Genomic DNA, 24,812 nt, shown 5'->3' on the forward strand with positions numbered 1-24,812 from the left:
ACCAGGGCTCGCGGCCGGGATCCGGCTGCGGGATGGCCTGTTGCTCGACCCGAGCGGTCGAGGAACGCCCGTATTTCTCAAGAGAAAGCACAACCATGATCCTGATCGATAAGACCAAGTTCACGGTCGATGGCGTGGATGTCTATCCCGACCACGAATCGCCGTATCAGTTCTGGTATATCCCCGGAACCATCCAGCTGGCCGAGCGCAACAACCGCAAGGTTCTGTCCTATCTCTGGTACAATGACGCGACCAACGATGCCGACGGGACCGGCTTCCTGAACTTCGAGGTCAACAGCGCGATCCCGCCCGGGTCGCTCGACCGGCTTCGCAGCGAGATCGCGCGGCGCACCGGGCGCGACGCCGCGAAGATCAGCCTCTCGACGGTGACCTACACCAAGGGCGCGGTGAATTTCTCGGTGCTCGGGCCGCTGGCCGCGAAGGCGGCGGCCGCCGCCGGCGCGAACGATCCGTCCCTCCTCTACCAGAGCCCGGAACAGATCGTCTGGTCGGCAGGCTCCTCCTCGCTCGTCGGCGACAACGCCGCAGTGTGCTCGGTCAAGTTCACCAAGGCGGGCAAGCTCGCGGCGGCGATGAAGGCCGCGATCCTGGCCGGCTCCCACAGCATCGCGGCGCTCTACCGGCTCGAATTCCTGGCGATGCGGCCATCCGTGACCTTCAAGGTCCAGGGGACGCTGAAGAAGACGATCCGCGACTTCCAGGCCAGCATCGGGACCCAGCTTCCGCTGACGGCCGTCGTGCTCGACCTCGGCCTCAACGCGCAATGGCAGCGCATCATGCAGCGAACGGACCTCAAGATCGAGGTGGTCAATTTCAGCGGCGAGAGCGAGCAGGAGGGTCTGAAATGGGCCCAGAAGATCCTCCTCGACTACGTCATCAAGAACTTCTTCGAGGTGCAGGTCGGGTCCGACGCGAAGAACTGGAGCCCGATGAGCAAGGAGCCGGCGGTGAGCGAGGCCATCGAGAAGGCCCTGGCCACCGAGGAAGCCGCCACGGATCAGGTCGCGGGCGCCGGCCTCGCGGGCGCGGCCGGGGACGCCGCCATCAAGGAACTCGTCAAGACGGCCGGGACGTACATTCCCAAGGTGAATATCCGCGCCGCCTATTACGAGGGCCGCCAGACGAATACGATCGACTTCATCTACGCGGAGATGAAGGCGCGGACCTATCCGGTCCTGCCGCAGGCCCAGGTGCTGAAGGGGCTCAGCGATCCCGGAAGCTACGTCATCCAGGTCAACCGCTCGCAGGACCTGTTCGGACTGCCCTACAATGTCGCTCTCGCGCTGCCGAGCGACGCCGACCTGAAAGCGTTCGGCCTGCAGGCGCTCAACATCCAGGCGCGCTATCCCGCCGATGCGCCGCGCGGCAAGCAGAGCACCTGCACCCTGACGATCACCGACGGCAAGCGGAGCGGCAGCAGCGAGCCGTTCCCGTTCCAGTACGACGCGCGCGGCTCGGCGGATGTCGCCTACACGGTCGATTACGTGTTCAAGCCGGGTGGAGACTGGAGGGCGGACGCGACCCAGTACGCGATCAGCGGGCGCGAGGACCGCGGCCTGATCGTGGCGATGCCGGATGCGGTGGTCGAGTTCATCCGCCTCGACATCCGCCTCGACACGGATTTCGTCTGGGAGAACGCCGATCAGGCCGTCGTGACGTTGACGAGCGCGAAGTGGAAGGGCGAGAAGCGGGTCGTCCTGCAGCGCGGACAGACAGATGCGGCGAAGCTGAACATCCGCAGCGATGCCAAGTTCCGCAGCGAGGCCATCCTGTACAAGGTCGAGCTGCGCAAGGGCAACAAGGTCCTCTCCGGCTACGGGCCCGAGACGCTCCTGGACAATCAGGTCGTCGTCCACGACCGCTTCGTCGGCCATGTCCCGGTATACTTCACCGCAAACTTCGAGCCCGACAGCGTGGAGATCGCGCTCTCCTACGCGGAGGGCGCCTTCCGGTGGGAGGACCAGTTCACGTTGGAGAAGGGCCAGAAGCGGGTGCAGCGTATCGTGCCGACGCTGCAGGATTTCCCCCGCAAGAGCGACCTGCAGGTGAACTACGAGATTGTCCCGGATGAGGGCGAGCCGATCCGCAAGACCGCGCGGGGCGGCCAATCGGTCAGCGTCAAGCTGTCGAAGACCTGATGGCCGCCGCTCAGGGCGATACGGGCCTTCCCGCCGAAATCGCCGCCGCACTCTCCGTGCTGCGGGCCCGCGCGCCGGAGGTGGCGCCGCAGGTGGCGCGCCGGCTCGCCCGGCTTCTGGCCGATCACCAGGAGACGGAGCCCTCCGCCGCGAGTGCACTGAATCGCGGCGGGGGGCCGGTGGAATTCGCCTGTTCGAGCCTGAATGCCGATATTCGCTATGTCGTGGACATCGGCGGGCCCGTCCGAACCCGCCTGGCCCGGATCGGGGACCTCCTCCCGGTCCGGGATCTGGCCCGGCGCGGCGTCGGGGACGACCTGACGATGCTGGCTGGCCTGCAGGCGCGGGGCACGCTCGATTGGGGGGCGTGGCTCGGGCTGCGCCATCGCGCCGGATGCGCGCCCGCCTTCAAGGTCTATGCGGAGGTTCCGCCCGGCGGGGAGCAGGCCCTGCCGGGCATCTCCTGGCCGGACCGGGACGATGCGGGGCTCTTGCCCCTCCTCGTCGGCCTGAGCCCGGAAGCCGAGCGCCGCGAGATCTATGCGCAATGCGCGGAGCGGGGGATGCCGGTCTCGCGCCTGGCCGCGATCCTGGACCGGCTGGGCCTTGGGCGCTGCCTCGACGATCTCGTCGCGATGGTGCGCGCGTTCGAGTTCCGCCGCGGCGGGGGCCGGCTCCCGGATATCCGCTTCGGCTGCAGCTACGGCGTCGGTCGCGACGGCGACGCGCCAATCTTCTCCCTCTTCGCCTTCGCGGCCGATCTCGCCGGTGGCGACGACCACATCCGGACCCAGCTCCTGGATTTCGCCGAACGCCAGGGCCTCGATCTCGGATGCTATGCCGCGCTGACCGAGCCCTTCGCATCCCGGCCCGCCGCGTGCGGCGGCCATAACATGATCGGGTTCCTCGTCGGCCCGGAGATCCGGCCCGGCGTGCAGATCTCGTTTCGCCCTCCCGAACCGCCGGCTTTCGAGGACACGCCATGATCGGACCGACCCTGAGGGTGGTGAGGTCGCGCGCCCGCCCGACCGAGCTCGGCCGGGCGCTGATCAATCCGTCCCCGGCCCTGTCATCCGCGGCTTTGATGACGGATGCCGCCGGCGCGAATTGGTACCTGCCGGTCTATGCCGGCGTGGTTGGCCGCGACGCCTTCGCCAGCACCCTCGCGCCGGACGGCACGTTGACCCTCTACCTCATGGCCGAGCTGCCGACGGAGCTGGCCGGCCGCCTCGGCACCGCCGGCCCGGTCTTCGACGGGACGCAGTTCGGGCTCGTGCTCGATGCCAGCGGCGACGGCGTCACGATCCCCCTGACGGCGACGCGCGAGGGCGGCAACCTCTGGCGATTATGCGCCCGACTCGCGGGCGCGGCGCTCACGCGGGCGCAGGCCGCCTTGTTCGACGCAACGCCCAACGTCGCGGTGGAGATCATCCAGACCCTGACGCTGGCCGCGCCGCAGACCGAGACCTTCATCACGCGGAACTGGGCAAACGACACCTTAAGGGCCGGATTGCTCGACGCCTTCGGGGGCATCCCGTTCGATTCCGCGGCCACCTTCCTGGCCATGATCGGCGAGGCCGACCCGGATTACGCGCGCCAATTCCTCGTGCTCGCGGTCAGCCATCGCCGGCGCATTCCGGCGCCACCGCTGCCGGGCTACGTCCAATGGCAGGTCGACTGGAACGGCAGGGCCTACAATTACTATCAGGACAACCAGGAGCGCGCGCGGGTCTTCTACCTGCCGGATGCTTTCGAACTGGCGCGCGGGCCGGCCGACGCGCCGGCCGTCTCCCTGCTGCAATTCTCATTGCCCGAGGGAGAGCCATCGGTCGAGCGGACGCGGGCGACGTTCCGCCTCTTCGGCCGCCCGGTGGTGGATGAAGGGCGGATCGAGCACGCGGCCCGATCGCTGCGGGGAAAGCTCGGGCTAACGCCGCAGATGGTCTCGGCGCAGGACGCCCACGGGGTGAAGACCAGCCTGACGCAATATCTGCCGAACGGGCAGGCCAGCGCGAGCAAGCCCGAGCTTCAGGCCGAGGCCGTGATCGATCTGAGCGCGGGGGTGCGCAACGAGGTCCACCTCAACTTCACGCAGTTCCGCGCGATCTGGAGCGCGATCTTCAGCGTCGCGCCGGAGAACCCGCTGTTTCGCGGCTGGATCGATGTCGAGGTCCTCGGCGGCCGCTACAAGGACCGCCTCGATTTCAGCGGCCGCCTGCCCAAGGGCCTGGAGGCCGGGTTCTTCGACGACATTCTCGAGGTCTCGACCGGGACGACGCATTCCGTCCGGTTCAACGTGCGGACCGTTCTGAGAGCCTTCGCGGGGCCGCCCGAGATCCTGGAAGTCGAGGTGACGTTCCCGAGCGGGTCCGCGGCGCTCACCGCCTCACGGTTGCAGGGGGACATCACGGTCGAGCGCTCGATCCGCGACATCATCATCGGCCGGCAGGATACCGACACGTATCCCTATCGCCTGCGGATCGTGCGCGAGGACGGCTCCGTCACCTGCTGCGCCGGCACGGCGCGGCGCGACACGCCGAACCTCTGGCTGTCGGTGGATCAGATCAGGGCCTGCACCGGCCTCTGCGCGTGACCTCGGCCGCGATGCGGCACGAAGCTAGGGAGGCGGCAGTGGCCGGACGGAAGCTCTTCTCCAACCGGAGTTCCTACGCGATCGCGGTGACGCTGGTGATCCGCGCCAGCGACGATCCGCGCCATCAGGCCGGCGTGACGGAATTCCGCCTGAATGCCGGCGAAACCCGCTGGGAGGATTACGGCAATGCCGTCGACATCTATCTGAACGGCATCAAGCTGGTCGCCAGCTTCAGCAGCCAGCTCGTGGCCCAGCAATATCTCGTCATCGGCCGCGGCTCGCCGCTCGACAACGCGCTGAACTGCAACAACGGCGTGGATTTCAGCTTCCGGGATTACACGTTCCTGCTGTCCACCCGGCAGGTCTCCTGGTCGTGATCCGGCCGGGCCGCGCCGATGCGTCGAGGGGTGATCATCCACAGGGCAATCGGAGGCCGATGGTGGCGCAGACGAGAACGCTGATCAACAGGACCGGCCACCCCCTCGCGGTGACGCTGGTTATCCGCAAGGGCGACCATCCCACGCTGACATCCGGGAGCGTGGCGGTGACCCTCGCGGCCGGCGCCGATCCGCAGAGCGGCCAGGACCGGAGCCGGCAGGACGTCGCCTACGGGGACGCGGTCGACACCCATCTCGCTCGGATCGAGACGCAGCTGATGCGGGACGGGGCCGTGCTCGGCGCCTGGACGATCGAGGTCGTTCGGGATTCCGGCCTCGACCGCGCCCTCGACACGCTCGCGGTGATCGAGTTCCTGTTCGACGGTCGAGCGGTCGTGGTCTCGTGCGTACCGCCTGAGCGTCAGCAATTCGCCTTCGCGGCCGCGAACCCGGAGCCGACCTGACGTCGTCCAGGGATGCGGCGCGGCCTGCACGACGGAGCGATCATGCGTCCGACGCGCGATTGGTGGCGGGCTGAACCGGGCCCGGCACCCGCTCAATTGCGCGCGTGCAGGCGCGCGGCCGTTTTGACGATCGCCAGCACGTCGCGACGAAGCTGCTCGTCGGTGATGCTGCTGAAGGCTTGGACGAGTTCGAGGGCCTCCGGCGCCTTCAGGAAGCCGAGATGGGATTCCTCAGCCCTCGTCAGGCCGGCCTGTTCGGGCAGGAAGGCGGAGACCGGAACGCTCAACAGCGTGGCGATCGATTGCAGGCGGGCGGCGCCGACGCGGTTCAGGCCGCGCTCGTATTTCTGCACCTGCTGAAAGCTCACGCCGATCGCCTGGCCGAGCGTGGCCTGGCTCATCCCCTTGGCAACCCGCAATTCCGCGATGCGCGTCCCGATGGAGTGATCGGCCGTCGTCGTCTGCTTCGCATTCCGAGCGGGAAGAGGTGGGGCCATCGGAGCTTCTCTGGATGCGGGCGACCCCACGAGCGAGGCCGGCCGCTGCATACAATATGCAACTTATGGTCGCGTTGTTAACGAAACGCTAGCAGCCGCGCGGGCGGCGTGAATCTTCCACCCCTTCCAGGCACCGGCCCGCGACGATCCGGTCTGCTCAGGGCCCGAACCCGTCGAGGCACAGATAGGCGGGGTCGAACTCCGCGAAGGCCTTGAGGCCCTGCACATCCGGGATCGTCACGCGATCGTTGCTCCAGGAGATCCGGCCGCGCGTGCGCAAGGCCTGCACGACGCGGTTGATGTGCACGGCCGAGATGCCGAGCGCATCGGCCAGATCCGTCTGCGAGACCGGAAGATCGAAGCCGTGCTCATCCGCCATCCCGATCCCCCGCAGGCAGACGAACAGCTCGCACAGGATATGGGCCAGGCGCCGGTCGGCGGGCCGCGTGTCGTTGACGATCCACTCGCGCGCCCGGCTGAGCTCGCGCAGGGTGACCCACCAGATGGCGCGGCTGATGCCCGGATGGAGGCCGATCAGCTCCTCCAGCCGGGCGCGGGGGATATCGACGACGGAGCATTGCGTCAGGGTGCCGACGCGCAGGTCGCGCGCGAACGCGCCGGAATCGTGCATGTAGCAGAGGTCGCCCGGCAGCACGAAGGACACGATCCGCCGGTTGCCGCCCGAGAGAGTCTTGTAGCGGCAGGCAAATCCGCTCATCACGAGATAGACGCGATCCCCGGTCTCGGACTCGGCGATGTCGCGCCGGGCCGGCACGGGGCGACGGGTGAGGGTCAGAAGCTGCAGGGCTGTGCGCTCGTCCTCCGACAAATTACCGGCAAATTCAAACTTCCGCAGGAACGGATCTTCAAACACTCAATTGTCCCCAATAGTGTTTTATGCAACTGTTTATTGTGTTGCACTTTAACGCAGATCCTCCTTCTGTGTCCTCAACCCAGGAATGCAGATTCGGAATGGATAGCACCCTTGGGTTTTTCGTGCGAGGCTATCGGCTTGCGCGGACGCGGTCCCGCCCGGATCGGCCGCCCGGGCCCGAGGAGTCATGGCCGCGGCCCGATCTCGTCCGGCTAGGAGAGCCGCTGGTTGATCCAGGCCTGAGCCTCATTGAGATCGGCGAATTTCGGCGGATCGGGAGAATCGACGCGTCCGAAGCCGGCCTCGAGATACCACTTGCCCGCATCGCCCTCGTGCTCGTCGGAGAGGTGCACCAGCACCGCGACGAGGAAGCCATCCTCGAAGACGAGCTGACTCTCGGCGTCGTTGCTCCCGGTGGCCACTTGCACCGGCTGCAGGCGAAGGCTCATGCGGTCTCTCCCGCCCTCAGGTGAAGGTAGGTCGGGTCGAACTCGCCGGCCTCGCTCAGGGCCCCCCAATCGACGATCACCAGCCGGCTGCCCTGGAGCGTGATCAAGCCTTTGCCGCGCATCTCCTGCAGCACGCGGTTCACGTGCACGTTCGACAGCCCGAGCGCGTCGCCGATATCGACCTGCGTGAACGGCAGCTCGCAGCGATGCGACGTGGCGAGCCCGACCGAGTGCAATTTCAGGTACATTTCGCAGAAGAGGTGCGCGATCCGCCCGAAGGCCGTGCGCCGGCCGATGCCGGTCATCCACTCGCGGAAGATCGCCGCGTCGACCAGCGTGTCGCGCCACAGGGCCGCGCCGAGGCCGGGGAAGCGGTTCGTGAGATCGCGGAAGGCCTCGTGCGGGATGAAGGCCAGCCGGCACGCGGTGAGCGTCGCAAGGTTGTGGTCCATCACGTGCAGGTGCAGGCTCTGAAGGTCCGGGAGGTCGCCGGGGGGATGGAACGACAGGATCTGCCGCTTGCCCTCGCTCAGGAGCTTGTACCGGTACGTCCATCCCGACAGGACCAGGCAACAATGCTCGGGACGATCCTTGTCGCGCACGATGTCCTGACGCGGCTGCATCAGGCGGATCGCCGCCGGCAGGCTCTCCAGGGCCTGCCGCTCCTCGCCGGTGAGTTGCGTGATGCTTTCCAGCTTGCGAACGAGCGGGATCAGATCGGAACTGGAAGCCGAGACCAAAGTCGCCTTAACCCTGCCTGCAGGTGGAAGCACGCAACGCTCCCGTCACCAGCACCTGCGGCGGTACGGCTGGCGATGAAGGCTCCCTTAGAACGAAGGCCCGGATCCGGCATTCGCACAGGTTAGCGATTTCCCAGGGACCGGAGTGATCGCTCCGGCGTTGAAGCCAGGGAGGATAACCGGCGTGATGCCGCTCGCGACACAGAACCTTGAGTTGATGTGAGGGTCGATGCCCCAGTATTTCTTTCATCTCAGAAGCAGAGCAGCGACGCAGCGGGATGAAATCGGGTCGGAGTTCAGCGATCTGGACGCTGCCTATCTCGATACTTGCCAAGCGATCACCAGCATGGCCGCCGAGTTGAGCCACGCCTGCTTCAACCCCGAGCCCTACGCCTTCGACATCACCGATCAGGACGGCAAGCTCCTGATGGAGGTGCCGTTCACCGAGATGCTGAACCGAGCCCGGACGGCGCCGTCGCCGCCTCCGCCCCCGTCGGAGCCGGCGGTGCCGCCTCAGGTCGCGCGGGCCCGGCGTCTGGCGGGCGAGATCGCCGATCAGGTGAAAACGCTCCGACGCAACCTCTTGCAATCCTGCGCGCTCGTCGCGCAGCCGCGCATCGCCACGGGCCTGCACCAGAGCCCAGATGCGGGCGACCCGGCCGGCGGCCAGGCGCCGGGGCTGCGGGATGATCCGGAGGGACCGGCATCCGCAGGCCCGCGGGGCGATCGAGGATCGAGCCGCAAGAGGCCACGGGCAGCGACACGGGCGGGGCGCTGAACCGCGCCGTGCCGCTGGTTCGGCGCGAGAGCGCGTGACGTCGAAGGCGTAGGGCCGTCCGCGATTGCAAGGCGACCGGGACTGTCCCTCGATCGGGACCGGCCCTAGCGGCGGAAACCGCCCCGGCCGCCATGGAAGCCCCGGCCGCCATGGAAGCCGCCGCCCCTGTAGACGCCGGCGCGGCGCCCGTAGGCGGCGCGCCCGCCATAGACCCGGCCGCCGCGATAGCCGTAGACCCCGCCGCGGCGATAACCGTAGGCCGCTCCGCCCCGGTAGCCGTAGACGCCGCGCCCGCCGTAATAGGCCGGGCCGCCGTAATAGCCACCGTAGACGTTGCGCCGGCAGCCGCCATACGGGCCGCGATGGAACCCGGGCCCGCAGCCCCCGGCCGCCTCGGCGACGCCGACGCCGATCCGCCCCTTCTCGAGCGAGCCCAGGCTGAGCCAGGCCCCGAAGACCAAGGCGGCCAGCGCCACCAGTCTCATGCGTCCCATCCCGTGCACTCCAGCGTGGGCCGGGCGAATGGATGGTCGCGCCGGCGATCCTCCACCCGTCGCGGCTCATCGAAAGACGCGACAGTGTCGGCGAGACTAGAGCGCCGAGCGCGGGAGGTGTCACCGCTGTAACTGTAACACGGGTGACTTCCGGCCTCGCGACGGCCGAGGATCGGCCGAGGTCGGGAGCCCGGCAAAGCCGAGGCGCCCACGCCCCCTGGCCGACGGAACGGCCCCGGAACGCGGATGGCGCGATGCACCGCCCGGGTCCCGTCTCCGCGTGGAGTTGAGGACGCTTCCATGGATATCCGCAAGTGCGGCGCCGAGGCGATCGGCACCTTCTGGCTCACCTTCGCGGGCTGCGGCAGCGCCGTGATCGCGGCCGGCTTCCCGCAGGTCGGCATCGGCCTGCTCGGCGTGGCCCTCGCCTTCGGGCTGACCGTGGTGACGATGGCCTACGCCATCGGCCACATCTCGGGCTGCCACCTCAACCCGGCGGTCACCGTGGGGCTCGCGGCCGGCGGCCGGTTCCCGACGAAGGACATCGCCCCCTACATCCTCGCGCAGGTCGTCGGCGCCATCGTGGCCGCGGCCCTGCTCTACGCCATCGCCAGCGGGTCGCCGAGTTTCGACATCGCGAAGGGCTTTGCCGCCAACGGCTACGGCGAGCACTCGCCCGGGCAGTACGGCCTGGTCTCGTGCCTCGTCGCCGAGGTGGTGCTGACGATGATGTTCCTGTTCGTCATCATGGGGGCGACCCACGGCAAGGCCCCGGTCGGCTTCGCGCCGCTCGCCATCGGGCTCTGCCTGACCCTCGTGCACCTCGTCGGCATCCCGATCACGAATCTCTCCGTCAACCCGGCCCGCAGCACCGGGCCGGCCCTGTTCGCGGGCGGTTGGGCCCTGGCGCAGCTCTGGCTGTTCTGGGTCGCGCCGCTGCTCGGCGGGGCGCTCGGCGGGATCCTGTATCGCTGGCTCAGCGAGGAGCCCTCGGCCCAGGTCACCGGCATCGCGCCGGCCGCCCCGGCTGAATGAGCGGGGGCCGGACCCGACCGCAACCGCGCGGAACCGCGCCCGCCGAGACCCGCGGTGCCGCGCGGCGCGAAACCGGAGAGGCGCCGTGAGCGTTTGGCGAGCCGGAGCCTTCGTGTTCGCCACCCTCCTGCCGCTAAAGGCTGCGGCGGCGGGGCAGGGCGGGGGCGTCGCCCCGGACCGGATCCAGATCGTCTACGAGGTCCCGACCACGGAGGCGTACCGCGCGCTCCACGACACGCTGCGCCAGGAGCGCGTGCTGGAGCGGGTCGGCGCCATCGTGGGGCTTGCCCGGCTGCCGGCGCGCCTGACCTACCGGCTGAAGGAATGCGCCGGCGAGACGAATGCCTGGTACGCGCCCGAGAGCCGAAGCATCACGCTCTGCTACGAACTGGTCGACAGCCTCCACAAGGCGGCACCGAAGACGCGGTCGCCGGCCGGCGTCACGCGCCGGGAGGCCCTGGTGGGGCCCGTCTCCCAGATCCTCATGCACGAGAGCGGACACGCGCTGTTCCACCTCCTCGACGTGCCGATCCTCGGGCGCGAGGAGGATGCCGCCGATCAGGTCGCGGCGTTCGCCCTGCTCCAGCTCGGCCAGCAGGAGGCGCGCACGATCGTCAACGGCAGCGCCTATTATTTCGCGACGAACGGCAAGGACGAACCGGTCGATCAGGCCGCCTTCGCCGACAGCCACGGCCTGTCCTGGCAGCGCTTCTACAATCTCGCCTGCTTGGCCTACGGCTCGGACAAGAAGGCCTTCGGGTACATCGTGGCGCGGGGCTACCTGCCCAAGGAGCGGGCGCAAGGGTGCGGCGAGGAATACGGGCAGGTCGCCTTCGCGTTCGAGACACTGATCGGCCCGCATCTGCGGGTGAAGCCCGGCCGCGGGGACCGCCTGCGGCACGCGTTCCGCAGCGCCGCGCGGGGGCGCTGAGGCGCGCGCCGGGCGAATCCGGCGCCGCGGGCCGGGATGCCGGAAGTCAAGTCTGTAACCGTAACGAAGCTCGCGGCGGGCGGGGCAGGGGGGCAAGCCCGCGGGGGCGCTCAGGCCACGGCGTCGGCGACGCGCCGCGCGACCGACGCGGCCTGCCGATCGATGCCGGCAGCTTCCGGCGGCTCCCCGCCGACCAGATCGACGAAATCCGAGCCCAGGAACTCGCCGCTGCGCAGGTCGCAGAGGGACCACGCGCAACGGCGGCCCTCCGCGATCCCGAACACCGCGAGGTCGAGGGCGTAGACGTCCTCGGGATGGTGCAGCAACGCCCGGATGGCCTGGGCCGCCGCCCTGCGCGCCGGAGGCGGCGTCACGAAGACCCGGAAGCCCTGGCCGGCGGCGGCCCTGACCACCGCCTGCAGGTACAGCTCGCCCGTTGCCACGGCGCAGCGGTCCCGCCGGTCGGTCCGGTGGGTGACGACGAGCGCGGTCCGGGCCGCCGCGCGCTGGTCCGCCTGCGGCCCGCCCGTGTCCGCGCCGGGCGGGAGGGCGGGCGAGGCGGCGCGGGCGAACTCGAATTCCGGGATGTACGAGCCCGGCCGGAGGAGGACCCGGATCGCATCCTGCGCGCCGGCGCCCTCGTAATAGGCCGCGAGCGCGGTCCGGATCCGGGTCGCCTCGATCCGCACGATCGGATCCGTGCCCGGGTCGAAATCGGAACCGCGGCCGAAGACGTCCACCCCGATCGCGTAGGCCTTGATCCGCCCGGCCCGCCCGGCCAGCGTCTCGTCGACCACGAAGGACAGGAAGCGTCGGTTCCGCTCCGACAGGCGAAGGGCGTTTCCCGCCACGAGAGAGCGCATGGCTTCCCCGACCTCCTGCTCCGCGAGCGGATGGGGCGCCATCGGCGAAGGCGGGTCGGCGTCCATCGGAACCTCCGCAAAATGCGACCGAACCGGACGATGCTGCGAGGACATTCACATGCGTTGGCCCGCAGGCGCGGGCCGAGCCTAAATCCAGGTTAACGGCTTACACGACTTTGCGCAGGATGTCTTCCTCGACATCCGTTGCAAGCCTTCTGTATTCGCATGTACGTTCAGGTGCAAATGGTTCGCTCGATCTTGCCCAATACTCCGCCGCCTCGCATGTTGCTTCGTAGGCATCGCACAGTTCGAGGAAGTAGGGATCGTCCGCGGCCTTGCGCCGGAACGCCTCCCGCCGCTCCGGGTAGCGGAGCATGAGCCTTGCCAGGCCGCGTCGCTCTGAACGCCCCATACCAGCCTCCGGGTACGGCACGTCTGCGCGAACCGGCGATCCCCATCATGCGCCGGGACGCGGGGCCCGGGGATTGTTACGGTTACGGCGGCGCAGGTTTCGCGGCGCGCGATCGTGAATCGTCCAAATGGGGGAAGTTGAGGCAAGTCCTCCCGGAAGGCCGCCCTGCGCGAAACCTTCTGCGCGAAACAAACCAACGCGCGCGCTTTCGCATTTGCTTGCTTCGAGCTTTCGAGGGAGGTGCTAGGCTCCGGCTTCAACCCTGCGAACCCTGCAAGGCCGGCGTCGATCAGACGGGGCCGCGCCAGCCGGGCCGAGGCAGGACCGGTCCTTCGTCGCAACGCCCATCCGCGCGGGCGCCTCGACGAGGGGGCGACGGCACGGACAATCCCGAGAGACCCCGGACAGGGGCGGGGTACCCACAGGAGACGGCCATGGATGTGGCGAGACGGATCTTCGCCGCGGGCGCCGCCGCCTTCCCGTTCGTCGGGCCGGGGCTGCCCCGCGCCTCCGCCCAGACCCTCGCGCAGGATGCCCCCGTCATTGGCGACCACGCCGTGATGGACCCGCTCGAACTGGCGGTGGAGGCCTACATCTACGGCTATCCGCTCGTCACCATGGAGATGACCCGGCGGGTCCTCACCAATGTCGCGTCGCCCGACGGCGCGAAGGGCGCGCCGATGGGCCAGATCGGCAATGCGCGCGCCTATCCGGACGCGAAGTTCCGGGCCGTCACGGCCCCGAACGCCGACACGCTCTACTCGTTCGCCTTCGTGGATGTCGGCCGCGAGCCCTACCTGTTCAGCATCCCGGAAGAGGATGGGCGCTACTACCTCATGCCGATGCTCAGCGCCTGGACGAACATCTTCGCGGTGCCGGGCAAGCGCACGACCGGGACGGGCCCGCAGACCTATTTCATCGCCGGCCCGGGCTGGAGCGGCAGCGTGCCCTCCGGCGCCAGGCTGATCCAGGCGCCCACGAGCCTGATCTGGATCCTCGGCCGGACCTACTGCACCGGCACGCCCGAAGATTACGCGGCCGTGCACGCGCTCCAGGACCAGTACCGGCTCATCCCGGCGAGCGCGGCCGGCAAGCCCTACACGCCGCCCGCGGGCCGAGTCGATTCCAGCATCGACAGCAAGACGGCCGTGCGCGATCAGGTCAACCGCATGGACGCGACGGCCTATTTCAACCTGCTGGCCGCCCTGATGAAGGACAATCCGCCGGCCCTCGCGGATGGGGTTCCGGTCGCCAAGATGGCCTCCCTCGGCATCGTGCCGGGCCAGACCTCCGATCCGGGCATGCTCACGCCCGCCGCCCGGGAGGCCGTCGAGCGGGCGCCCGCGCAAGCCATCGCGCGGATCATGGGGCACGAGAAGCAGACGGGGCGTCACGTGAACGGCTGGACCTTCACGACCGACGGCGGCGATTACGGCAAGGATTACCTGCAGCGGGCCTTCATCACGGCCGTGGGTCTCGGCTGCAACCTGCCGCAGGACGCCATCTACCCGATGACGACGGTGGATGCCGCCGGCCGCCGGCTGAACGGCGCCTCGAAATACGTGATGCGCTTCCCCGCCGGCGAATTGCCGCCCGTCGAGGGCTTCTGGTCGCTGACGATGTACGATTCCGCGTTCTTCTTCGTCGAGAACCCGATCAACCGCTACTCCGTCAGCCCGCGCGACAAGCTCCAGGCCAACCCGGACGGCTCGGTCGATCTCTTCATCCAGAACGAGAGCCCCGGTGCCATGCGGGAATCGAACTGGCTGCCGGCCCCGGAAGGGCCGTTCAACCTGATGCTGCGCACCTACTGGCCGAAGGATGCTCTGCTGAACGGCGCCTGGGGCCCGCCGCCGGTCAGCCGCAGTGGGAAGGCCACGCTCTGAGGGCGCCCGGACGGCGCCCCTCCTTGTTCCGGTGAGGGCGCCGGGACGGCGCCCCTCCTTGTCTCGATGAGGGCGCCGGGACGGCGCCCCTCCTTGTCTCGATGAGGGCGCCGGGACGGCGCCCCCTGGTCCCGGCTCAAGCGGGGTGCGGCAGCCCGGCCTCAATCCGCGCCGAATCCGCCCGCCACGACCCGCTCGTCGAGCTTGCGATCCACGGTCTCGACGGTCCGGTCGATCTCGGGATCGGGCGTCCCGAGCTGATGCGAGATCAGCTTCACCAGCACGTCGACCCGCTCGATATAGGGTGCCCCGCTCGCCACCGCGCGCGCCGCGGAGGAGGGCTTGAGCAGGCTCTCCGCCGCCTTGGCGTATTTCTCGAAGGGCACCTGATCGCTCGGATCGGCGCCGAGGCGCTGCGCGATGGCGTCGACATGCTCGTAGATCGCGCGCGAACGCGTCAGATCGCCATGCACCGCGTCGCGGATCGATTGTGGCTCCTGCGGCGTGACGCAGCGGTAATTCCCGGTCAGCAGCATCGACCACTTCGCCAGCGGGACGAACAGCGATTCGAACACCTTCAGCTTCACCGGAACGTCGTGGCCGTCGAGCCGCACCGCGTCGATATCCGCCTCGAGTTCGCGCAGCAGCCGGTTATGCGCCTCGTCCGCGAACGGCGCCGTCTTGAAGTTCGTCGGCAGCCCGACATGGAGGACGTTGGCGCCTTCGCCCGGCGGGCGAAACGCCTGCGGGTCGGGGGAGCAGAGGGTCATCAATCCCGGCTCGAACCGGTCCCAGACGCCCGCATTGGTGTAGGCATCCTCGAGGTCCATGGCCGCGAGCGTCGGGATCCGCTTGAGATAGGGCAGCGGCGGCATGTTCATCAGCGAGAGGCAGGGCAGCTTCGCCGCCGCGATCTTGATCAGCAGGACGCGGATCGTGTGGTTGTTGTATTGCGGCTCCTGCATGGCCAGGCTGACGAGGTCGTAGCGGGAGACGTCGACATCTTCCGGCGGCGTCGCATCCAGGGTGCCGGGCAGGTCGTGCGACCGGATGGACCGGTGCTCCGGCTCGTCCCGCAGCTTGATCCGGACCTCGGTCCCCTCGCGGTTGATCAGGTCGGCCGTCTTGCGCCGGCAGACCAGGGTCACGTTGTGACCGGCCATCAGCAGTTTCGTGCCGAGCAGGGAGCCGTACGAGGCTCCCAGGATCAAGATGTTACGCGCCATGCTTTTCCTCCCAAAACGATTCTTTGTGTTGCGTTCCGCTCCCGGAACCGAACGCGGCCCCATCCCGGTTGGCCCGGATGGATGTCAGACCGGCGCCTGACCTTCCAGCACGGCGGGAAGGCAGACGCACCGATCCTGCGCGAAGCGGACGCCGGCGCTCTCGAAGGCCGCCTGGATGGCCCGCTTGTTGTTCTCGTGGGGCTCGCGCGCGCCGCGCTCGAAATCCGTGATGGTCCGGTCGGACAAGCCGCATCGCCTCGCCAAGTCCTCGCGTGACCATTCAAGGCCCGCCCTAGCAGCTCGGCATTGCGCGCGCGACAGCATCGAGGTTTCCGTTCGTCAACGCGAGGGTCCGAAAGCGTCTCGAAACGTCACCGGTTCGATGCGTAACGATACACGAATCCGGAAACACGCAAAGGGCCCGGCGGCGTTCCATCGCCGACTCGGCCGCTTCGCGCGAAGACCGCATCGTTGCTGGCCCGCCGCGCCGCGCGCGGATGGCGGTCCCGGACCCGGGAGGGGGCGAGCCGGCGTCGCGGGTCAGAACTTCGAGACGATCGGCTTCGCTTCGGCCACGGGCTTGGGTGGGGCGACCCAGAGCGGGGCCGAGATCGTCAGGAAGGTCGCCGTGCCGGCGAACCGGTTCCGGACGTCGAACTCGCGGAAGAAGCGGAGATTGGTCGAGACCGGGATCTCGCCGAGCTTGAACGTGTAGCCGATCTGGGCGCCGAGCGACGTCACCCGTCCCTTGAACGGCCCGATCCGGTCGCCCGAGCCGCTGTCGCCGGTGAGCTGGTTGTAATAGTAGCCGACGAGGCCGACCGACAATTCCTTGCTCAGATATTTCGAGGCCGACCATTCGAGGTGGAACTCGGTGCCGGTGAGGTACTGCGTCGCCGGGTTGATCCAGTTGAAGGTGATGCCGGGCACCACCGAGAGCTCGTAGCCCAGGATGGGATCGAGATAGGTGATCGCGCCGCTGAAATCGATCGCCGGCCGGTTGAGCGAGATGTTCGACAATTGCCCGCTCTCGTAGGAGCCGGACGGCACGACCCCGAGGAGCGTGGTGCTCCAGTGGAGGTTGCCCGAGTGCCAGCCCACGAACGAGGCGAGATAGATGTCGCCGACGCTGAAATTCGCGTCGCGCTCGCGCCCGGCGATGATCCGGTCGATGCGCGGCGAGAACAGGACCGCCCCGGCGCTGATATTGGGCGTGCCGAAGGGAATTGTGATCGAGAAGCCGAGATTGCCGCCCAGGATCTCGACCGGCGTGACCCAGATCGGCGTCGCGAAATTCGCCGTGAAGTCGATCTTGACGTTGGCCGCGACGACGCCGCCGGTCTGGAAGGCGCGGCCGCCCCCGAGATTGCCCGAGTAATAGTAGGTCTCGCTCTCGAAGTAGAAGCCCGGCGGCGGCGTCACGCCCGCGAGGGGGCCGCGGTTGCCGAGAACGTAGATGCCCTGCGCCGATTCGGCGGCCTGTGCACCCGGCGTAGCCTGCAGCGCCGCGACTCCGGTCAGCGCGATACCAAGCATTTGCCAGTATTTATGCATGACCGCACCCCTTGGATTTTATCGATTACGGCCAAGCTTCCAGAAACCAGAAGAACTTACAAGCGGCAACTTCGTACGGATACGCACGTTTCGCCATGCTGTTGCAAGTTGGTTCTTCGGCGTCGGACGGCGGTATCCGCAGGAAGTTGCCATTCCATTAGGACCTCAGAAACGAAGACGCTTGTCTGCCCCGGGCCGGTCGGATTGGTGCGATCAAAACGGCGAGGTTTGTCACCCAGGGTCAAGCAGGATCTTCCCGCCATCATACCGTGACGCTGCCGAGCCGACCTGAATCGTCGGGCGAGACCCTTGCATTCAGCGCGGGCGGCCTGCCGCGGGGCCGGAGACGAGCACGTTCAGGACGGCGAGCCCGGGCAGGACATCCACGCGACGTCGCCGTGCCGACGGGTCTGCGGATGTGAGCCGGGGGGAGGGCAGGCGAGGCATCCGTCGGGCGAGGCCGGCCGAGGATGCAGGAATGGGACAGGAACCTGATCTCCCGGAGAGCGCCCATGGCGTCCCATCCCAGGTCCGCGACGCCCGCCCCGATCGGCCCGGTCGGGCTCTGCCCACTGGTCTGGGGGTTCGGTTTCCTGCCGGAGGGTGAGCACGCGCCGGAGGTTTCGCTCCTGGCGGCGGCGCCGCAATCGGGGCAGGATTCCTTCCAGCTCGGCGTCGCGCGCGCCTTCGCCCCCTTGCTGGAGGATCTCGGCGCCGATCCCGACCGCGTCATCCGGATCGCGGGTCTCGACCCTGCCCTGTTGACCGACCCGAACGCGGTCCTCTCGCTGGGGGCGTTCTGCGCGCTCATCGCCCGTTCCGGCGCCTGCACGGGCTGCCCGCATTTCGGATTGCTTCTCGGCCAGAGGATCCAGCTGCCCGCCCTCGGCCTCGTCGGAGGCCTGATGCGGCATTCCGAGACGGTCGGCCAGGCCCTTCACAATCTCATCCGGCATGTCGAGACGCATAGCGTCGGCGCCACGACCGCCCTGAATGCCCAGGACGGCACGGCGGTCTGGAACTGCGCGGTCTACGAGCCCGGCACGGATTGCGCCGACCAGGTGGCGGATGCGGCCGCGGCGGCGGGCACCAACCTGCTGCGGGCGCTCTGCGGCGCGGATTGGTCCCCCGAGGAGGTGCTCCTGCCGCGGGCGGTGCCGGGCGACGAGGCACCCTACCGCGCCGCGTTCGGGGCACCCGTCCGGTTCAACCGTGAGGCGGCGGCCCTGGTCTTCCCGGCCTCTCAGCTCGACCAGCCGATCCCCGGCGCCGACCCCGAACGCGCCCGGGTCCTGCGGCAGATTCTGCGCGATCAGGCGCGCCTCTCCGCCCCGGATTTCACCACGCGCCTGCGGCAATTGCTGCGAACCGAGTTGATGCAGGGCGGCTGCACCGCCGAGAAGGTCGCCGGGCGTCTCTCCATGCATCGCCGGACCCTGGCCCGGCGCCTGAGCGCGGAGGGGACCGCCTTCAGCGTGGTGGCGGATCAGGGGCGCTTCGAGATCGCCCGCCAGTTGATCGACCACACCGACATCCCGTTCGCGCATATTGCGGCGGCGCTCGGCTTCTCCGAGGCCAGCGCCTTCACGCGCGCGTTCCGGCGCTGGTCCGGCGAGAGCCCGAGTGCCTGGCGTGCGGGACATCGCCGATGAGATCGCGCGCGCGATCGCTCCGCCGATGAGCCGCGCGGGCTTGTCGGCCCCCACGGGTGAGAGGCGCGGTCGCCGGCATCGCTGGCCGCGCCCCGGCACGCCTGTCGGCTGTGTCGCCGCTACGGCCGGATGACGCGCACGATCCTGCGGGAGCCGAGATCGAGGACGACGGCCTTGTCGTCCGGGGAGATGAAGTACCCGTAATAGCCGACGGGGTTGAGGCCCGGGACGGCGACGTTCTGGAACGAGCCGATCTGGACCCAATCCGGGACCGAACTCCCGACACCCACCCGGCGCCCGCGCCCATTCGCTTCGGTGTAGCGCGGCCCGGCCTCGAACAAGGTCGGGATCGTGGCGGCCTGGTTGCCGGACATGAGGATGCCCTCGTCGGCGAGGCGCGGGTTGACCCGGATCGCCAGCGGCTGGGCGAGCGCCATCGAGCCCGTCAGGATGCAGGCCGCCACGATTCCGAGCCCTAAGAAGAGATCCGTCTTCGACGCGACAGTAAAGGGCATAACTCCCTCCTTTGGTCGATGATGCGAACAGAACCGCTCGCAACGGAAGAGAATAGCCGATGCTCCGAGGCTTGCTTGACCTTTGGGGACACGCCTTTGCTCGATTTCAACTGATTTCGCGGCCGCCGCGCGCCGAGCGCTCCCGAACACGCCCGTCGCAAGGAGCGGCTTCGTGGACGTCTCCGCGATCCGCCACAAGGCAGGCCCGCGCCGAGGGCCGAGATTCCTGCGCTGTCGCGCCGTCTCGACGCGGCCGGATCGCATCGGCCTTGAGAGCTTCTGTCGCGGGGACCATCGGGCGCCTGCGGCGTTGCCTGGAGCCTCACAAGGAGATCTCATGGCAACGACCTACAAGCTCGTACAAGCGCTGGCCGCGAAGGTGGACGACCACGTGGAGATCGCGGTCGAGGCCGAGGACGGCACGACGTTCAAGATCATCGCCAGCCCTGAGCAACTCGACGCTCTGACGGGCGATCTCGAGGCCATCCTCGACGCCGACGACACGGCGGCGGCCTAGCCGCCACCGGTATCGACCGGGCACGCCGCACGGTCGATACCGCCCGATTTCCGTGACGCGACATCCGGCGAACCGTGGCACGGCGCCATCGCCCGAGCCGGAGTTCCTGCCCGAGACCATGCTGCCGAAGCCCGAGCTGCGGCTCGTCACCTCGCTGTTTCTCGGCACCGCCCTGTCGATCTCATCGGTCAAGTTCGGATCGGCCTGTCCATCGGCGCCCTGAGCCAGGACCTCTTCACCATGATCGTCGCCATGGCGGTTCTGACCACGCTCGCGATGCCGCCGATGCTGCGCTGGGCGCTCGGCCGCCTGCCGCTGGACGCGGCGGAGCGCACGCGGCTGGAGCGCGAGGAATTCGAGGAGCGCGGCTTCGTGCCGAACCTGGAGCGCCTGCTCGTCGCGGCCGACGAGAGCCCGAAGGGCCGCTTCGCCGCGCGCCTGGCGGGTCTGCTCGCGGGGCGTCGCGGGATGCCGGTGACGCTGCTGCAGGCCATGCCGGTCCCGGATCCCGCGACGGCGAGCCGGGACCTCGGCGCCTCCGTGCAGGGCGCGGCCGCCGTCGCGCGCGATCAGGCCTCGGCGGAGGATGCGGGCGCCGTGAGCGTCGACGTGACGGAGCGGCCGGTCGACGGGCCGCTCGACGAGGCCGTCGCAGCCGAGGCGGAGAAGGGCTTCGACCTCCTGGTGATCGGCATCGAGCCGACGGTCGGGGCGGAGGGCGGCTTCAGCCCGGACGTGGCGCGGGCGGCCTACAGCTTTGCCGGCCCGCTGGCCATCGTGGCGGCCCGGGGCGCCCTTCTGGCCGACCCGCAGCGCGCGCCTGAGCATCCTGGTTCCGGTCAACGGCACCGATGTGTCGCGCCGGGGCGCCGAGGTCGCCCTGCACGTGGCGCGGGCCGCGGGCGCCGCGATGACCGCGCTGTTCGTGGCGAGCGCGACGGCGAGCACGACCCGGCGGCGGCGCTTTGCAGGCCCCCGGCGCAGCGATCAGGCGGTGCTGAAGGAGGTGGTGGGCTTGGCCGACCAGCACGGCGTCAGGATCCGCGTCGTCGCGCGGGCGAATCTCGCGGCCGAGGACGCCATCGTGCGGGAGGCCCGGCGCGGCGGCCACGACCTGATCGTCATGGGGGTGGCGCGCCGGCCCGGCGACAGCCTCGCCTTCGGCACCATCGCCGATGCGGTGCTGGAAGCCTCGGACCGCTCCGTCGTGCTGGTCGCCACCTGAGATTCCGTCAGGCGCGCAGGGCGCAGGATGGCGTCGAGGCTCCGCGGGCCACGAAGCGGGGCGCATCGCGGCGCCCCGCTTCGTGGCAGACGATTATTCGAACATGTCCGGCTGCGTTGCGGCGATGTGGTTGTACAGGGTCTGGAAGTGCAGCCAGCCGATATAGTCGCTGCCGACATGCTCGCGGCTGTAGCGGGCGGTCTTCTCGGACACGGTCTGGGGCTTGATGCCGGTGGCCTCGACCAGAAGCTGCTGCTGGCAGGCCCGCTCCAGGGCGATGAACCAGAACGCCGCGTCGTCGATGCTGTGGCGCGAGCAGGTCAGCAGGCCGTGGTTCTGGTGCAGCACGCCGCGGTTGCGGCCGATCTGCTTGGCCACCGACGAGCCGCTCTCCTTCTCGACCGCGACCGCGCCCGCGGAGGCGCCGATCACCGCGTGGCTGTTGTAGAAGGCCGCCGCGTCCTGGCTGATCATGTCGAGCGGCCGGCCGGTGGCGCACCAGGCGGTGCCGTAGACGGTGTGGGCGTGGCACATCGCCATCACGTCCGGGTACTCGTCGTGCACGGCAGCGTGCAGCACGAAGCCGGCGCGGTTGATCGCGTAGGTGCCCTCGACCACGTCGCCCTTGTGGTCGGCGAGGATCAGGTTCGACATCCGCACCTGCGAGAAGTGCACGCACATCGGGTTCGTCCAATACAGCTCCGGACGCTCCGGATCGCGGATCGTCAGGTGCCCGGCAAAGCCGTAATCGAAGCCGTGCATCGCGAAGGCGCGGCAGGCCGCCACGAGGTGCTGCTTGCGGTAGGTCCGCTCCTCCTCGAAGCTCTGGAAGGCGGGCATCTCGGGGAAGATCAGGCCGGATTGCTCCGGCTGGTAGATCGAGATGCGCTTGCGGCCGGTATCGTCGGGCGGGAGGTCGATGGCGACGTCGTGATCGTGCTCGTCCAACATGGTGTTTCTCTCTGCGGGAGGGGGGAGGGCGGGGCGTTCAGCGGTTGACGAGGCGCTTGGGCATCGTCAGCGCCAGGAGGCTGCCGACCGCCAGGCAGGCGGCGAGCGTGTAGACGCCGAGGCTGGTCGATTGCGTGCGGTCGATGATCCAGCCGATCAGGTAGGGGCTGACGAAGCCCGCGAGGTTGCCGACCGAGTTGACCACCGCGATGCCGGTGGCGGCGGCCGCACCCGCCAGAACGGCGGTCGGCAGGCACCAGAACTGCGCCAGGGTCACCAGGACGCCCATCGTGGCAACCGTCAGGGCGAATTCGGCCACCACCAGGTTGGTGCTGTACTGGATGCTGACGAGCCATCCGAGGGCACCGATCAGGCCCGGGATCGCGATGTGCCAGCGCCGCTCGCGGGCGGCATCTGACATGCGGCCGACCACGATCATGGCGATGGCGGCCGCGCCGTAGGGCAGCGTCGTCAGGATGCCGATGGTCAGCGGGTCGCTGACGCCCGCGCCCTTGATGAGGGTGGGCAGCCAGAAGCTGACGCCGTACAGGCCCATGACGAAGAAGAAGTAGACGCCGCTGAGAAACCAGACCCACGGGCTGGTGAAGCCGTCGCGGAAGCGGTGCGCGGTCGTCCGCGCATTGTCGGCCGCGACATTGCGGGCGAGGCGGTCCTTCTCGTCGTTCGTCAGCCATTTCGCCTTGGCGATGCCGTCATCCAGATAGGCGATGACCAAAAGGCCGAGCACGATGGAGGGCAGCGCCTCGATCAGGAACATCCATTGCCAGCCGGCCAGGCCGTAGGCCCCCGCCATGGCGTTCATGATCCAGCCCGAGAGCGGGCCGCCGATGAGCCCGGCGATGGGGATGCCGGTCATGAACATCCCGATGATGCCGCCGCGCCGCTCGGCCGGATACCAGTAGGTGAGGTAGAGGATGACGCCCGGGAACAGGCCGGCTTCGGCGACGCCGAGCAGGAAGCGCAGCACGTAGAACATCGTCGGCGTGGTGACGAACATCATCGCGGCGGAGATGACGGCCCAGCTCAGCATCACGCGCGCGATCCAGAGCCGCGCCCCGACCTTATGCAGGATCATGTTGCTCGGCACTTCGAACAGGAATTATCCGAAGAAGAAGATCCCCGCACCGAGCCCGTAGACGGTCTCGCTGAACTTGAGATCGCTCAACATCTGCAGCTTGGCGAAGCCGACATTGACGCGGTCGAGATAGGCCGCGACGTAACACGCGAACAGGAACGGGATGAGCCGCCAGGTGACCTTGCGATAGAGGCGCGCGGTCTCGTCGATCTCCGGCCCCGTAAAGGCGGCCACAGCTTGTGCCATCTCGGCGTCTCCTCGGCATTATTATGCGGGAAGCCGGTCGAGCGGCGCCCCGAGGAGAGTTTTTCTGCCGGGCGGCCCTTTGACAAACGAGGTTTTTTCACGGACCAGTGAATTCAATTCACGCGAGACGGCGATGCGGCGGATACCGAGCTTCCTGGCCCTGCGGGCGTTCGAGGCGGCGGCGCGGCTCGGGAGCTTCGCGCGGGCCTGCGAGGAACTGCACCTCACGCCCTCGGCGGTCAGTCATCAGGTCCGTGCCCTGGAGCGGCATTTCGGCCGCGCCTTGTTCCTGCGCTCGAACCGGCGCGTCAGCCTGACGCCGGATGGCGAGCGCTTGCTGACGGCTCTGTCCTGCGCCTTCGACGCCATCGAGACCGCCTGCGCGGACTTGGCCCCGTCCTCCGCCGCCGCGTCGCTGTCGGTCCATTGCACGCCGAGCTTCGCCAGCGCCTGGCTCAGCCCGCGCCTGCCGCATTTCATCGAGCAGCATCCGAGCGTCAGCATCCGCCTCTCGTCGGGGGCGGAGTCGATCGACCTCCAGCGGCACGAGGACATCGATGTCGTGATCGCCTACGGCAAGGCGCCGTCCGGCCCGGGCCTGACGGTCCTGGCGCTCGGAGAGGAGGAGATCGCCGCGCTCTGCACGCCGGAGATCGCCCGGCGGGCCGCGTCGGTCGACGCCGCGGCGATCGAGACCTTCGCGCGGCTCGATTCGTCCTTCAGCCCGGTGCGGTGGCCGGACTGGTTCTCCGCCAACGGATTGCCACCGCCGAGCACCCGCGCGAGTGCCTCGTTCGACCGGGGCGCCCTGGTGATCTCCGCCGCCGTCCAGGGCATGGGCCTCGCCCTGGAAAGCCTGCGCTTCGCCAAGGCCCAGATCGACGATGGATCCCTGGTTCGCCTCGGCGCCGGGCGCTTCCGCAGTCTCCACCGCGAGATGCACTTCCTGTGCTACCGCTCGCGCGACGAATATTCCCGGAACGTGGTGGCGTTTCGCGACTGGCTCAAAGGCCTGAACTGAGATCTGAAGGTCCAAGGCGAGCCCGTCACGAACGATCGGTGTCAAACCCGGACGTTTGAGTACGGCGCACGCTGCACAGGACGCCGGACCGGGCCTATACGCCAACGGTTCGGGGCGGGGGAATCGTCGGCCTTCGCTGGCGCGGCGCGACCCGTCTCGATCGGCGGGATCCCGCGCCTGACCGGGCGGCAGCCCCTCTCGACCGTGACGACACCGCTCGGCGCGCCGTCCGATCGGCTGGTCGCGCCCGTCGACGC

Annotated in this window: 26 protein-coding genes and 2 pseudogenes; 15 read left to right on the forward strand and 13 right to left on the reverse strand. The window is 68.8% G+C overall.

Annotated features, from left to right (window positions below):
• Nucleotides 1–95 precede the first annotated feature (95 nt).
• From F6X53_RS14665 to F6X53_RS14685, 5 genes are read left to right on the forward strand one after another with little or no spacing between them, the layout of a single operon-like run.
• Nucleotides 96–2,159: a hypothetical protein gene (locus F6X53_RS14665; RefSeq protein WP_151000954.1), complete on the forward strand. Its 2,064-nt coding sequence runs from the start codon at nucleotides 96–98 to the stop codon at nucleotides 2,157–2,159.
• The gene (locus F6X53_RS14670; protein WP_151000955.1) at nucleotides 2,159–3,145 is read left to right on the forward strand and encodes a hypothetical protein; all 987 of its coding nucleotides are present in this window, start codon (nucleotides 2,159–2,161) and stop codon (nucleotides 3,143–3,145) included. The genes F6X53_RS14665 and F6X53_RS14670 overlap by 1 nt, the downstream gene beginning before the upstream one ends.
• Nucleotides 3,142–4,752 (forward strand): hypothetical protein, encoded by a 1,611-nt coding sequence (locus F6X53_RS14675; protein WP_151000956.1) that lies wholly within the window; start codon nucleotides 3,142–3,144, stop codon nucleotides 4,750–4,752. Before F6X53_RS14670 ends, F6X53_RS14675 begins: the two co-directional genes overlap by 4 nt.
• Nucleotides 4,749–5,129, forward strand: a complete 381-nt coding sequence (locus F6X53_RS14680) for a hypothetical protein (protein ID WP_151000957.1) — start codon at nucleotides 4,749–4,751, stop codon at nucleotides 5,127–5,129. The genes F6X53_RS14675 and F6X53_RS14680 overlap by 4 nt, the downstream gene beginning before the upstream one ends.
• A 59-nt stretch (nucleotides 5,130–5,188) precedes the next feature.
• Complete coding sequence (locus tag F6X53_RS14685) at nucleotides 5,189–5,593, forward strand: hypothetical protein (RefSeq protein WP_191970840.1); 405 nt, start codon at nucleotides 5,189–5,191, stop codon at nucleotides 5,591–5,593.
• A 92-nt stretch (nucleotides 5,594–5,685) separates the two neighbouring features.
• Here the strand turns inward: F6X53_RS14685 and F6X53_RS14690 are convergent, their stop codons facing one another.
• From F6X53_RS14690 to F6X53_RS14705, 4 genes are all read right to left on the reverse strand, one after another.
• Entirely contained in the window at nucleotides 5,686–6,090 is a 405-nt protein-coding gene (locus tag F6X53_RS14690; RefSeq protein WP_151000959.1) for a helix-turn-helix domain-containing protein, read from the reverse strand.
• Nucleotides 6,091–6,247: 157 nt separating this feature from the next.
• Complete coding sequence (locus tag F6X53_RS14695) at nucleotides 6,248–6,964, reverse strand: Crp/Fnr family transcriptional regulator (protein ID WP_151000960.1); 717 nt, start codon at nucleotides 6,962–6,964, stop codon at nucleotides 6,248–6,250.
• Nucleotides 6,965–7,176: 212 nt separating this feature from the next.
• On the reverse strand, nucleotides 7,177–7,413 hold the full coding sequence (locus F6X53_RS14700) for a hypothetical protein (RefSeq protein WP_151000961.1): 237 nt from the start codon (nucleotides 7,411–7,413) through the stop codon (nucleotides 7,177–7,179).
• Nucleotides 7,410–8,186 (reverse strand): Crp/Fnr family transcriptional regulator, encoded by a 777-nt coding sequence (locus F6X53_RS14705; protein ID WP_342353996.1) that lies wholly within the window; start codon nucleotides 8,184–8,186, stop codon nucleotides 7,410–7,412. The genes F6X53_RS14700 and F6X53_RS14705 overlap by 4 nt, the downstream gene beginning before the upstream one ends.
• Before the next feature lie 196 nt (nucleotides 8,187–8,382).
• Here F6X53_RS14705 and F6X53_RS14710 point away from each other — a divergent pair, with 196 nt between their 5' ends.
• On the forward strand, nucleotides 8,383–8,931 hold the full coding sequence (locus F6X53_RS14710) for a DUF6894 family protein (protein ID WP_373876031.1): 549 nt from the start codon (nucleotides 8,383–8,385) through the stop codon (nucleotides 8,929–8,931).
• Between the two features lie 104 nt (nucleotides 8,932–9,035).
• On the opposite strand, the gene F6X53_RS14715 is transcribed toward F6X53_RS14710, so the two are convergent.
• A complete protein-coding gene (locus tag F6X53_RS14715) occupies nucleotides 9,036–9,425 on the reverse strand; it encodes a GCG_CRPN prefix-to-repeats domain-containing protein (RefSeq protein WP_373876032.1) in 390 nt (129 codons plus the stop codon).
• A 300-nt stretch (nucleotides 9,426–9,725) separates the two neighbouring features.
• Between F6X53_RS14715 and aqpZ the strand changes: the two genes are divergently transcribed.
• Together aqpZ and F6X53_RS14725 are read left to right on the forward strand one after the other, a co-directional pair.
• Nucleotides 9,726–10,460 carry an aquaporin Z gene (aqpZ, locus tag F6X53_RS14720; protein ID WP_151000963.1) on the forward strand — a complete coding sequence of 245 codons (735 nt, stop codon included), beginning with the start codon at nucleotides 9,726–9,728 and terminating at the stop codon, nucleotides 10,458–10,460.
• Between the two features lie 85 nt (nucleotides 10,461–10,545).
• Nucleotides 10,546–11,391, forward strand: coding sequence for a DUF4344 domain-containing metallopeptidase (locus tag F6X53_RS14725; RefSeq protein WP_151000964.1), 846 nt, complete (start codon nucleotides 10,546–10,548; stop codon nucleotides 11,389–11,391).
• 110 nt (nucleotides 11,392–11,501) lie between these two features.
• Here F6X53_RS14725 and F6X53_RS14730 read toward each other — a convergent pair whose 3' ends face one another.
• The gene (locus F6X53_RS14730) at nucleotides 11,502–12,320 is read right to left on the reverse strand and encodes a hypothetical protein (RefSeq protein WP_238298263.1); all 819 of its coding nucleotides are present in this window, start codon (nucleotides 12,318–12,320) and stop codon (nucleotides 11,502–11,504) included.
• Nucleotides 12,321–12,420: 100 nt separating this feature from the next.
• Nucleotides 12,421–12,630 (reverse strand): hypothetical protein, encoded by a 210-nt coding sequence (locus F6X53_RS14735; RefSeq protein WP_238298261.1) that lies wholly within the window; start codon nucleotides 12,628–12,630, stop codon nucleotides 12,421–12,423.
• Nucleotides 12,631–13,100: 470 nt separating this feature from the next.
• Here F6X53_RS14735 and F6X53_RS14740 point away from each other — a divergent pair, with 470 nt between their 5' ends.
• Nucleotides 13,101–14,552: a DUF1254 domain-containing protein gene (locus tag F6X53_RS14740; RefSeq protein ID WP_151000966.1), complete on the forward strand. Its 1,452-nt coding sequence runs from the start codon at nucleotides 13,101–13,103 to the stop codon at nucleotides 14,550–14,552.
• Between the two features lie 161 nt (nucleotides 14,553–14,713).
• Here F6X53_RS14740 and F6X53_RS14745 read toward each other — a convergent pair whose 3' ends face one another.
• The 3 genes from F6X53_RS14745 to F6X53_RS14755 all read right to left on the reverse strand — a co-directional run bounded on the left by F6X53_RS14745 (nucleotide 14,714) and on the right by F6X53_RS14755 (nucleotide 17,314).
• Nucleotides 14,714–15,778 (reverse strand): ketopantoate reductase family protein, encoded by a 1,065-nt coding sequence (locus F6X53_RS14745; protein ID WP_151000967.1) that lies wholly within the window; start codon nucleotides 15,776–15,778, stop codon nucleotides 14,714–14,716.
• Nucleotides 15,779–15,862: 84 nt separating this feature from the next.
• Nucleotides 15,863–16,102, reverse strand: a complete 240-nt coding sequence (locus F6X53_RS14750; protein ID WP_151000968.1) for a helix-turn-helix domain-containing protein — start codon at nucleotides 16,100–16,102, stop codon at nucleotides 15,863–15,865.
• 216 nt (nucleotides 16,103–16,318) lie between these two features.
• Entirely contained in the window at nucleotides 16,319–17,314 is a 996-nt protein-coding gene (locus F6X53_RS14755; RefSeq protein WP_238297986.1) for a SphA family protein, read from the reverse strand.
• A gap of 530 nt (nucleotides 17,315–17,844) precedes the next feature.
• Here F6X53_RS14755 and F6X53_RS14760 point away from each other — a divergent pair.
• A complete protein-coding gene (locus F6X53_RS14760; protein WP_191970841.1) occupies nucleotides 17,845–18,984 on the forward strand; it encodes an AraC family transcriptional regulator in 1,140 nt (379 codons plus the stop codon).
• A 119-nt stretch (nucleotides 18,985–19,103) separates the two neighbouring features.
• Here the strand turns inward: F6X53_RS14760 and F6X53_RS14765 are convergent, their stop codons facing one another.
• Complete coding sequence (locus F6X53_RS14765) at nucleotides 19,104–19,499, reverse strand: hypothetical protein (protein ID WP_151000971.1); 396 nt, start codon at nucleotides 19,497–19,499, stop codon at nucleotides 19,104–19,106.
• A gap of 337 nt (nucleotides 19,500–19,836) precedes the next feature.
• Between F6X53_RS14765 and F6X53_RS14770 the strand changes: the two genes are divergently transcribed.
• The 4 genes and pseudogenes from F6X53_RS14770 to F6X53_RS14780 all read left to right on the forward strand — a co-directional run bounded on the left by F6X53_RS14770 (nucleotide 19,837) and on the right by F6X53_RS14780 (nucleotide 21,241).
• Nucleotides 19,837–20,016, forward strand: a complete 180-nt coding sequence (locus F6X53_RS14770; protein ID WP_151000972.1) for a hypothetical protein — start codon at nucleotides 19,837–19,839, stop codon at nucleotides 20,014–20,016.
• Between the two features lie 52 nt (nucleotides 20,017–20,068).
• Nucleotides 20,069–20,239, forward strand: coding sequence for a hypothetical protein (locus tag F6X53_RS32390; protein WP_191970842.1), 171 nt, complete (start codon nucleotides 20,069–20,071; stop codon nucleotides 20,237–20,239).
• Between the two features lie 62 nt (nucleotides 20,240–20,301).
• Nucleotides 20,302–20,664: pseudogene (locus F6X53_RS33980) on the forward strand (universal stress protein); the annotation flags it as partial.
• Nucleotides 20,665–20,773: 109 nt separating this feature from the next.
• A complete protein-coding gene (locus F6X53_RS14780) occupies nucleotides 20,774–21,241 on the forward strand; it encodes a universal stress protein (RefSeq protein WP_151000973.1) in 468 nt (155 codons plus the stop codon).
• Nucleotides 21,242–21,334: 93 nt separating this feature from the next.
• On the opposite strand, the gene F6X53_RS14785 is transcribed toward F6X53_RS14780, so the two are convergent.
• On the reverse strand, nucleotides 21,335–22,192 hold the full coding sequence (locus F6X53_RS14785) for a class II aldolase/adducin family protein (RefSeq protein WP_151000974.1): 858 nt from the start codon (nucleotides 22,190–22,192) through the stop codon (nucleotides 21,335–21,337).
• A 37-nt stretch (nucleotides 22,193–22,229) separates the two neighbouring features.
• Nucleotides 22,230–23,534 (reverse strand): annotated as a pseudogene (locus F6X53_RS14790) (MFS transporter).
• Nucleotides 23,535–23,667: 133 nt separating this feature from the next.
• Between F6X53_RS14790 and F6X53_RS14795 the strand changes: the two are divergent.
• Entirely contained in the window at nucleotides 23,668–24,555 is an 888-nt protein-coding gene (locus F6X53_RS14795) for a LysR substrate-binding domain-containing protein (protein WP_151000975.1), read from the forward strand.
• The last annotated feature ends 257 nt before the right edge of the window (nucleotides 24,556–24,812 follow it).

The organism is Methylobacterium soli, assembly GCF_008806385.1.
GTDB classification, from domain to species: Bacteria; Pseudomonadota; Alphaproteobacteria; order Rhizobiales; family Beijerinckiaceae; genus Methylobacterium; species Methylobacterium soli.

Bases quoted from the DNA above. Each gene is read 5' to 3' on its own strand.
- F6X53_RS14690 (WP_151000959.1), bottom strand. From the start codon at position 6,090: ATGGCCCCACCTCTTCCCGCTCGGAATGCGAAGCAGACGACGACGGCC.
- F6X53_RS14675 (WP_151000956.1), top strand. From the start codon at position 3,142: ATGATCGGACCGACCCTGAGGGTGGTGAGGTCGCGCGCCCGCCCGACC.
- F6X53_RS14685 (WP_191970840.1), top strand. From the start codon at position 5,189: ATGGTGGCGCAGACGAGAACGCTGATCAACAGGACCGGCCACCCCCTC.
- F6X53_RS14730 (WP_238298263.1), bottom strand. From the start codon at position 12,320: ATGGACGCCGACCCGCCTTCGCCGATGGCGCCCCATCCGCTCGCGGAG.
- F6X53_RS14670 (WP_151000955.1), top strand. From the start codon at position 2,159: ATGGCCGCCGCTCAGGGCGATACGGGCCTTCCCGCCGAAATCGCCGCC.
- F6X53_RS14750 (WP_151000968.1), bottom strand. From the start codon at position 16,102: ATGCTGTCGCGCGCGCAATGCCGAGCTGCTAGGGCGGGCCTTGAATGG.
- F6X53_RS14760 (WP_191970841.1), top strand. From the start codon at position 17,845: ATGGCGTCCCATCCCAGGTCCGCGACGCCCGCCCCGATCGGCCCGGTC.
- F6X53_RS14785 (WP_151000974.1), bottom strand. From the start codon at position 22,192: ATGTTGGACGAGCACGATCACGACGTCGCCATCGACCTCCCGCCCGAC.
- F6X53_RS14710 (WP_373876031.1), top strand. From the start codon at position 8,383: ATGCCCCAGTATTTCTTTCATCTCAGAAGCAGAGCAGCGACGCAGCGG.
- F6X53_RS14735 (WP_238298261.1), bottom strand. From the start codon at position 12,630: ATGCTCCGCTACCCGGAGCGGCGGGAGGCGTTCCGGCGCAAGGCCGCG.
- F6X53_RS14795 (WP_151000975.1), top strand. From the start codon at position 23,668: ATGCGGCGGATACCGAGCTTCCTGGCCCTGCGGGCGTTCGAGGCGGCG.
- F6X53_RS14700 (WP_151000961.1), bottom strand. From the start codon at position 7,413: ATGAGCCTTCGCCTGCAGCCGGTGCAAGTGGCCACCGGGAGCAACGAC.
- F6X53_RS14745 (WP_151000967.1), bottom strand. From the start codon at position 15,778: ATGGCGCGTAACATCTTGATCCTGGGAGCCTCGTACGGCTCCCTGCTC.
- F6X53_RS14715 (WP_373876032.1), bottom strand. From the start codon at position 9,425: ATGGGACGCATGAGACTGGTGGCGCTGGCCGCCTTGGTCTTCGGGGCC.
- F6X53_RS14765 (WP_151000971.1), bottom strand. From the start codon at position 19,499: ATGCCCTTTACTGTCGCGTCGAAGACGGATCTCTTCTTAGGGCTCGGA.
- aqpZ (WP_151000963.1), top strand. From the start codon at position 9,726: ATGGATATCCGCAAGTGCGGCGCCGAGGCGATCGGCACCTTCTGGCTC.
- F6X53_RS14740 (WP_151000966.1), top strand. From the start codon at position 13,101: ATGGATGTGGCGAGACGGATCTTCGCCGCGGGCGCCGCCGCCTTCCCG.
- F6X53_RS14770 (WP_151000972.1), top strand. From the start codon at position 19,837: ATGGCAACGACCTACAAGCTCGTACAAGCGCTGGCCGCGAAGGTGGAC.
- F6X53_RS14755 (WP_238297986.1), bottom strand. From the start codon at position 17,314: ATGCTTGGTATCGCGCTGACCGGAGTCGCGGCGCTGCAGGCTACGCCG.
- F6X53_RS14665 (WP_151000954.1), top strand. From the start codon at position 96: ATGATCCTGATCGATAAGACCAAGTTCACGGTCGATGGCGTGGATGTC.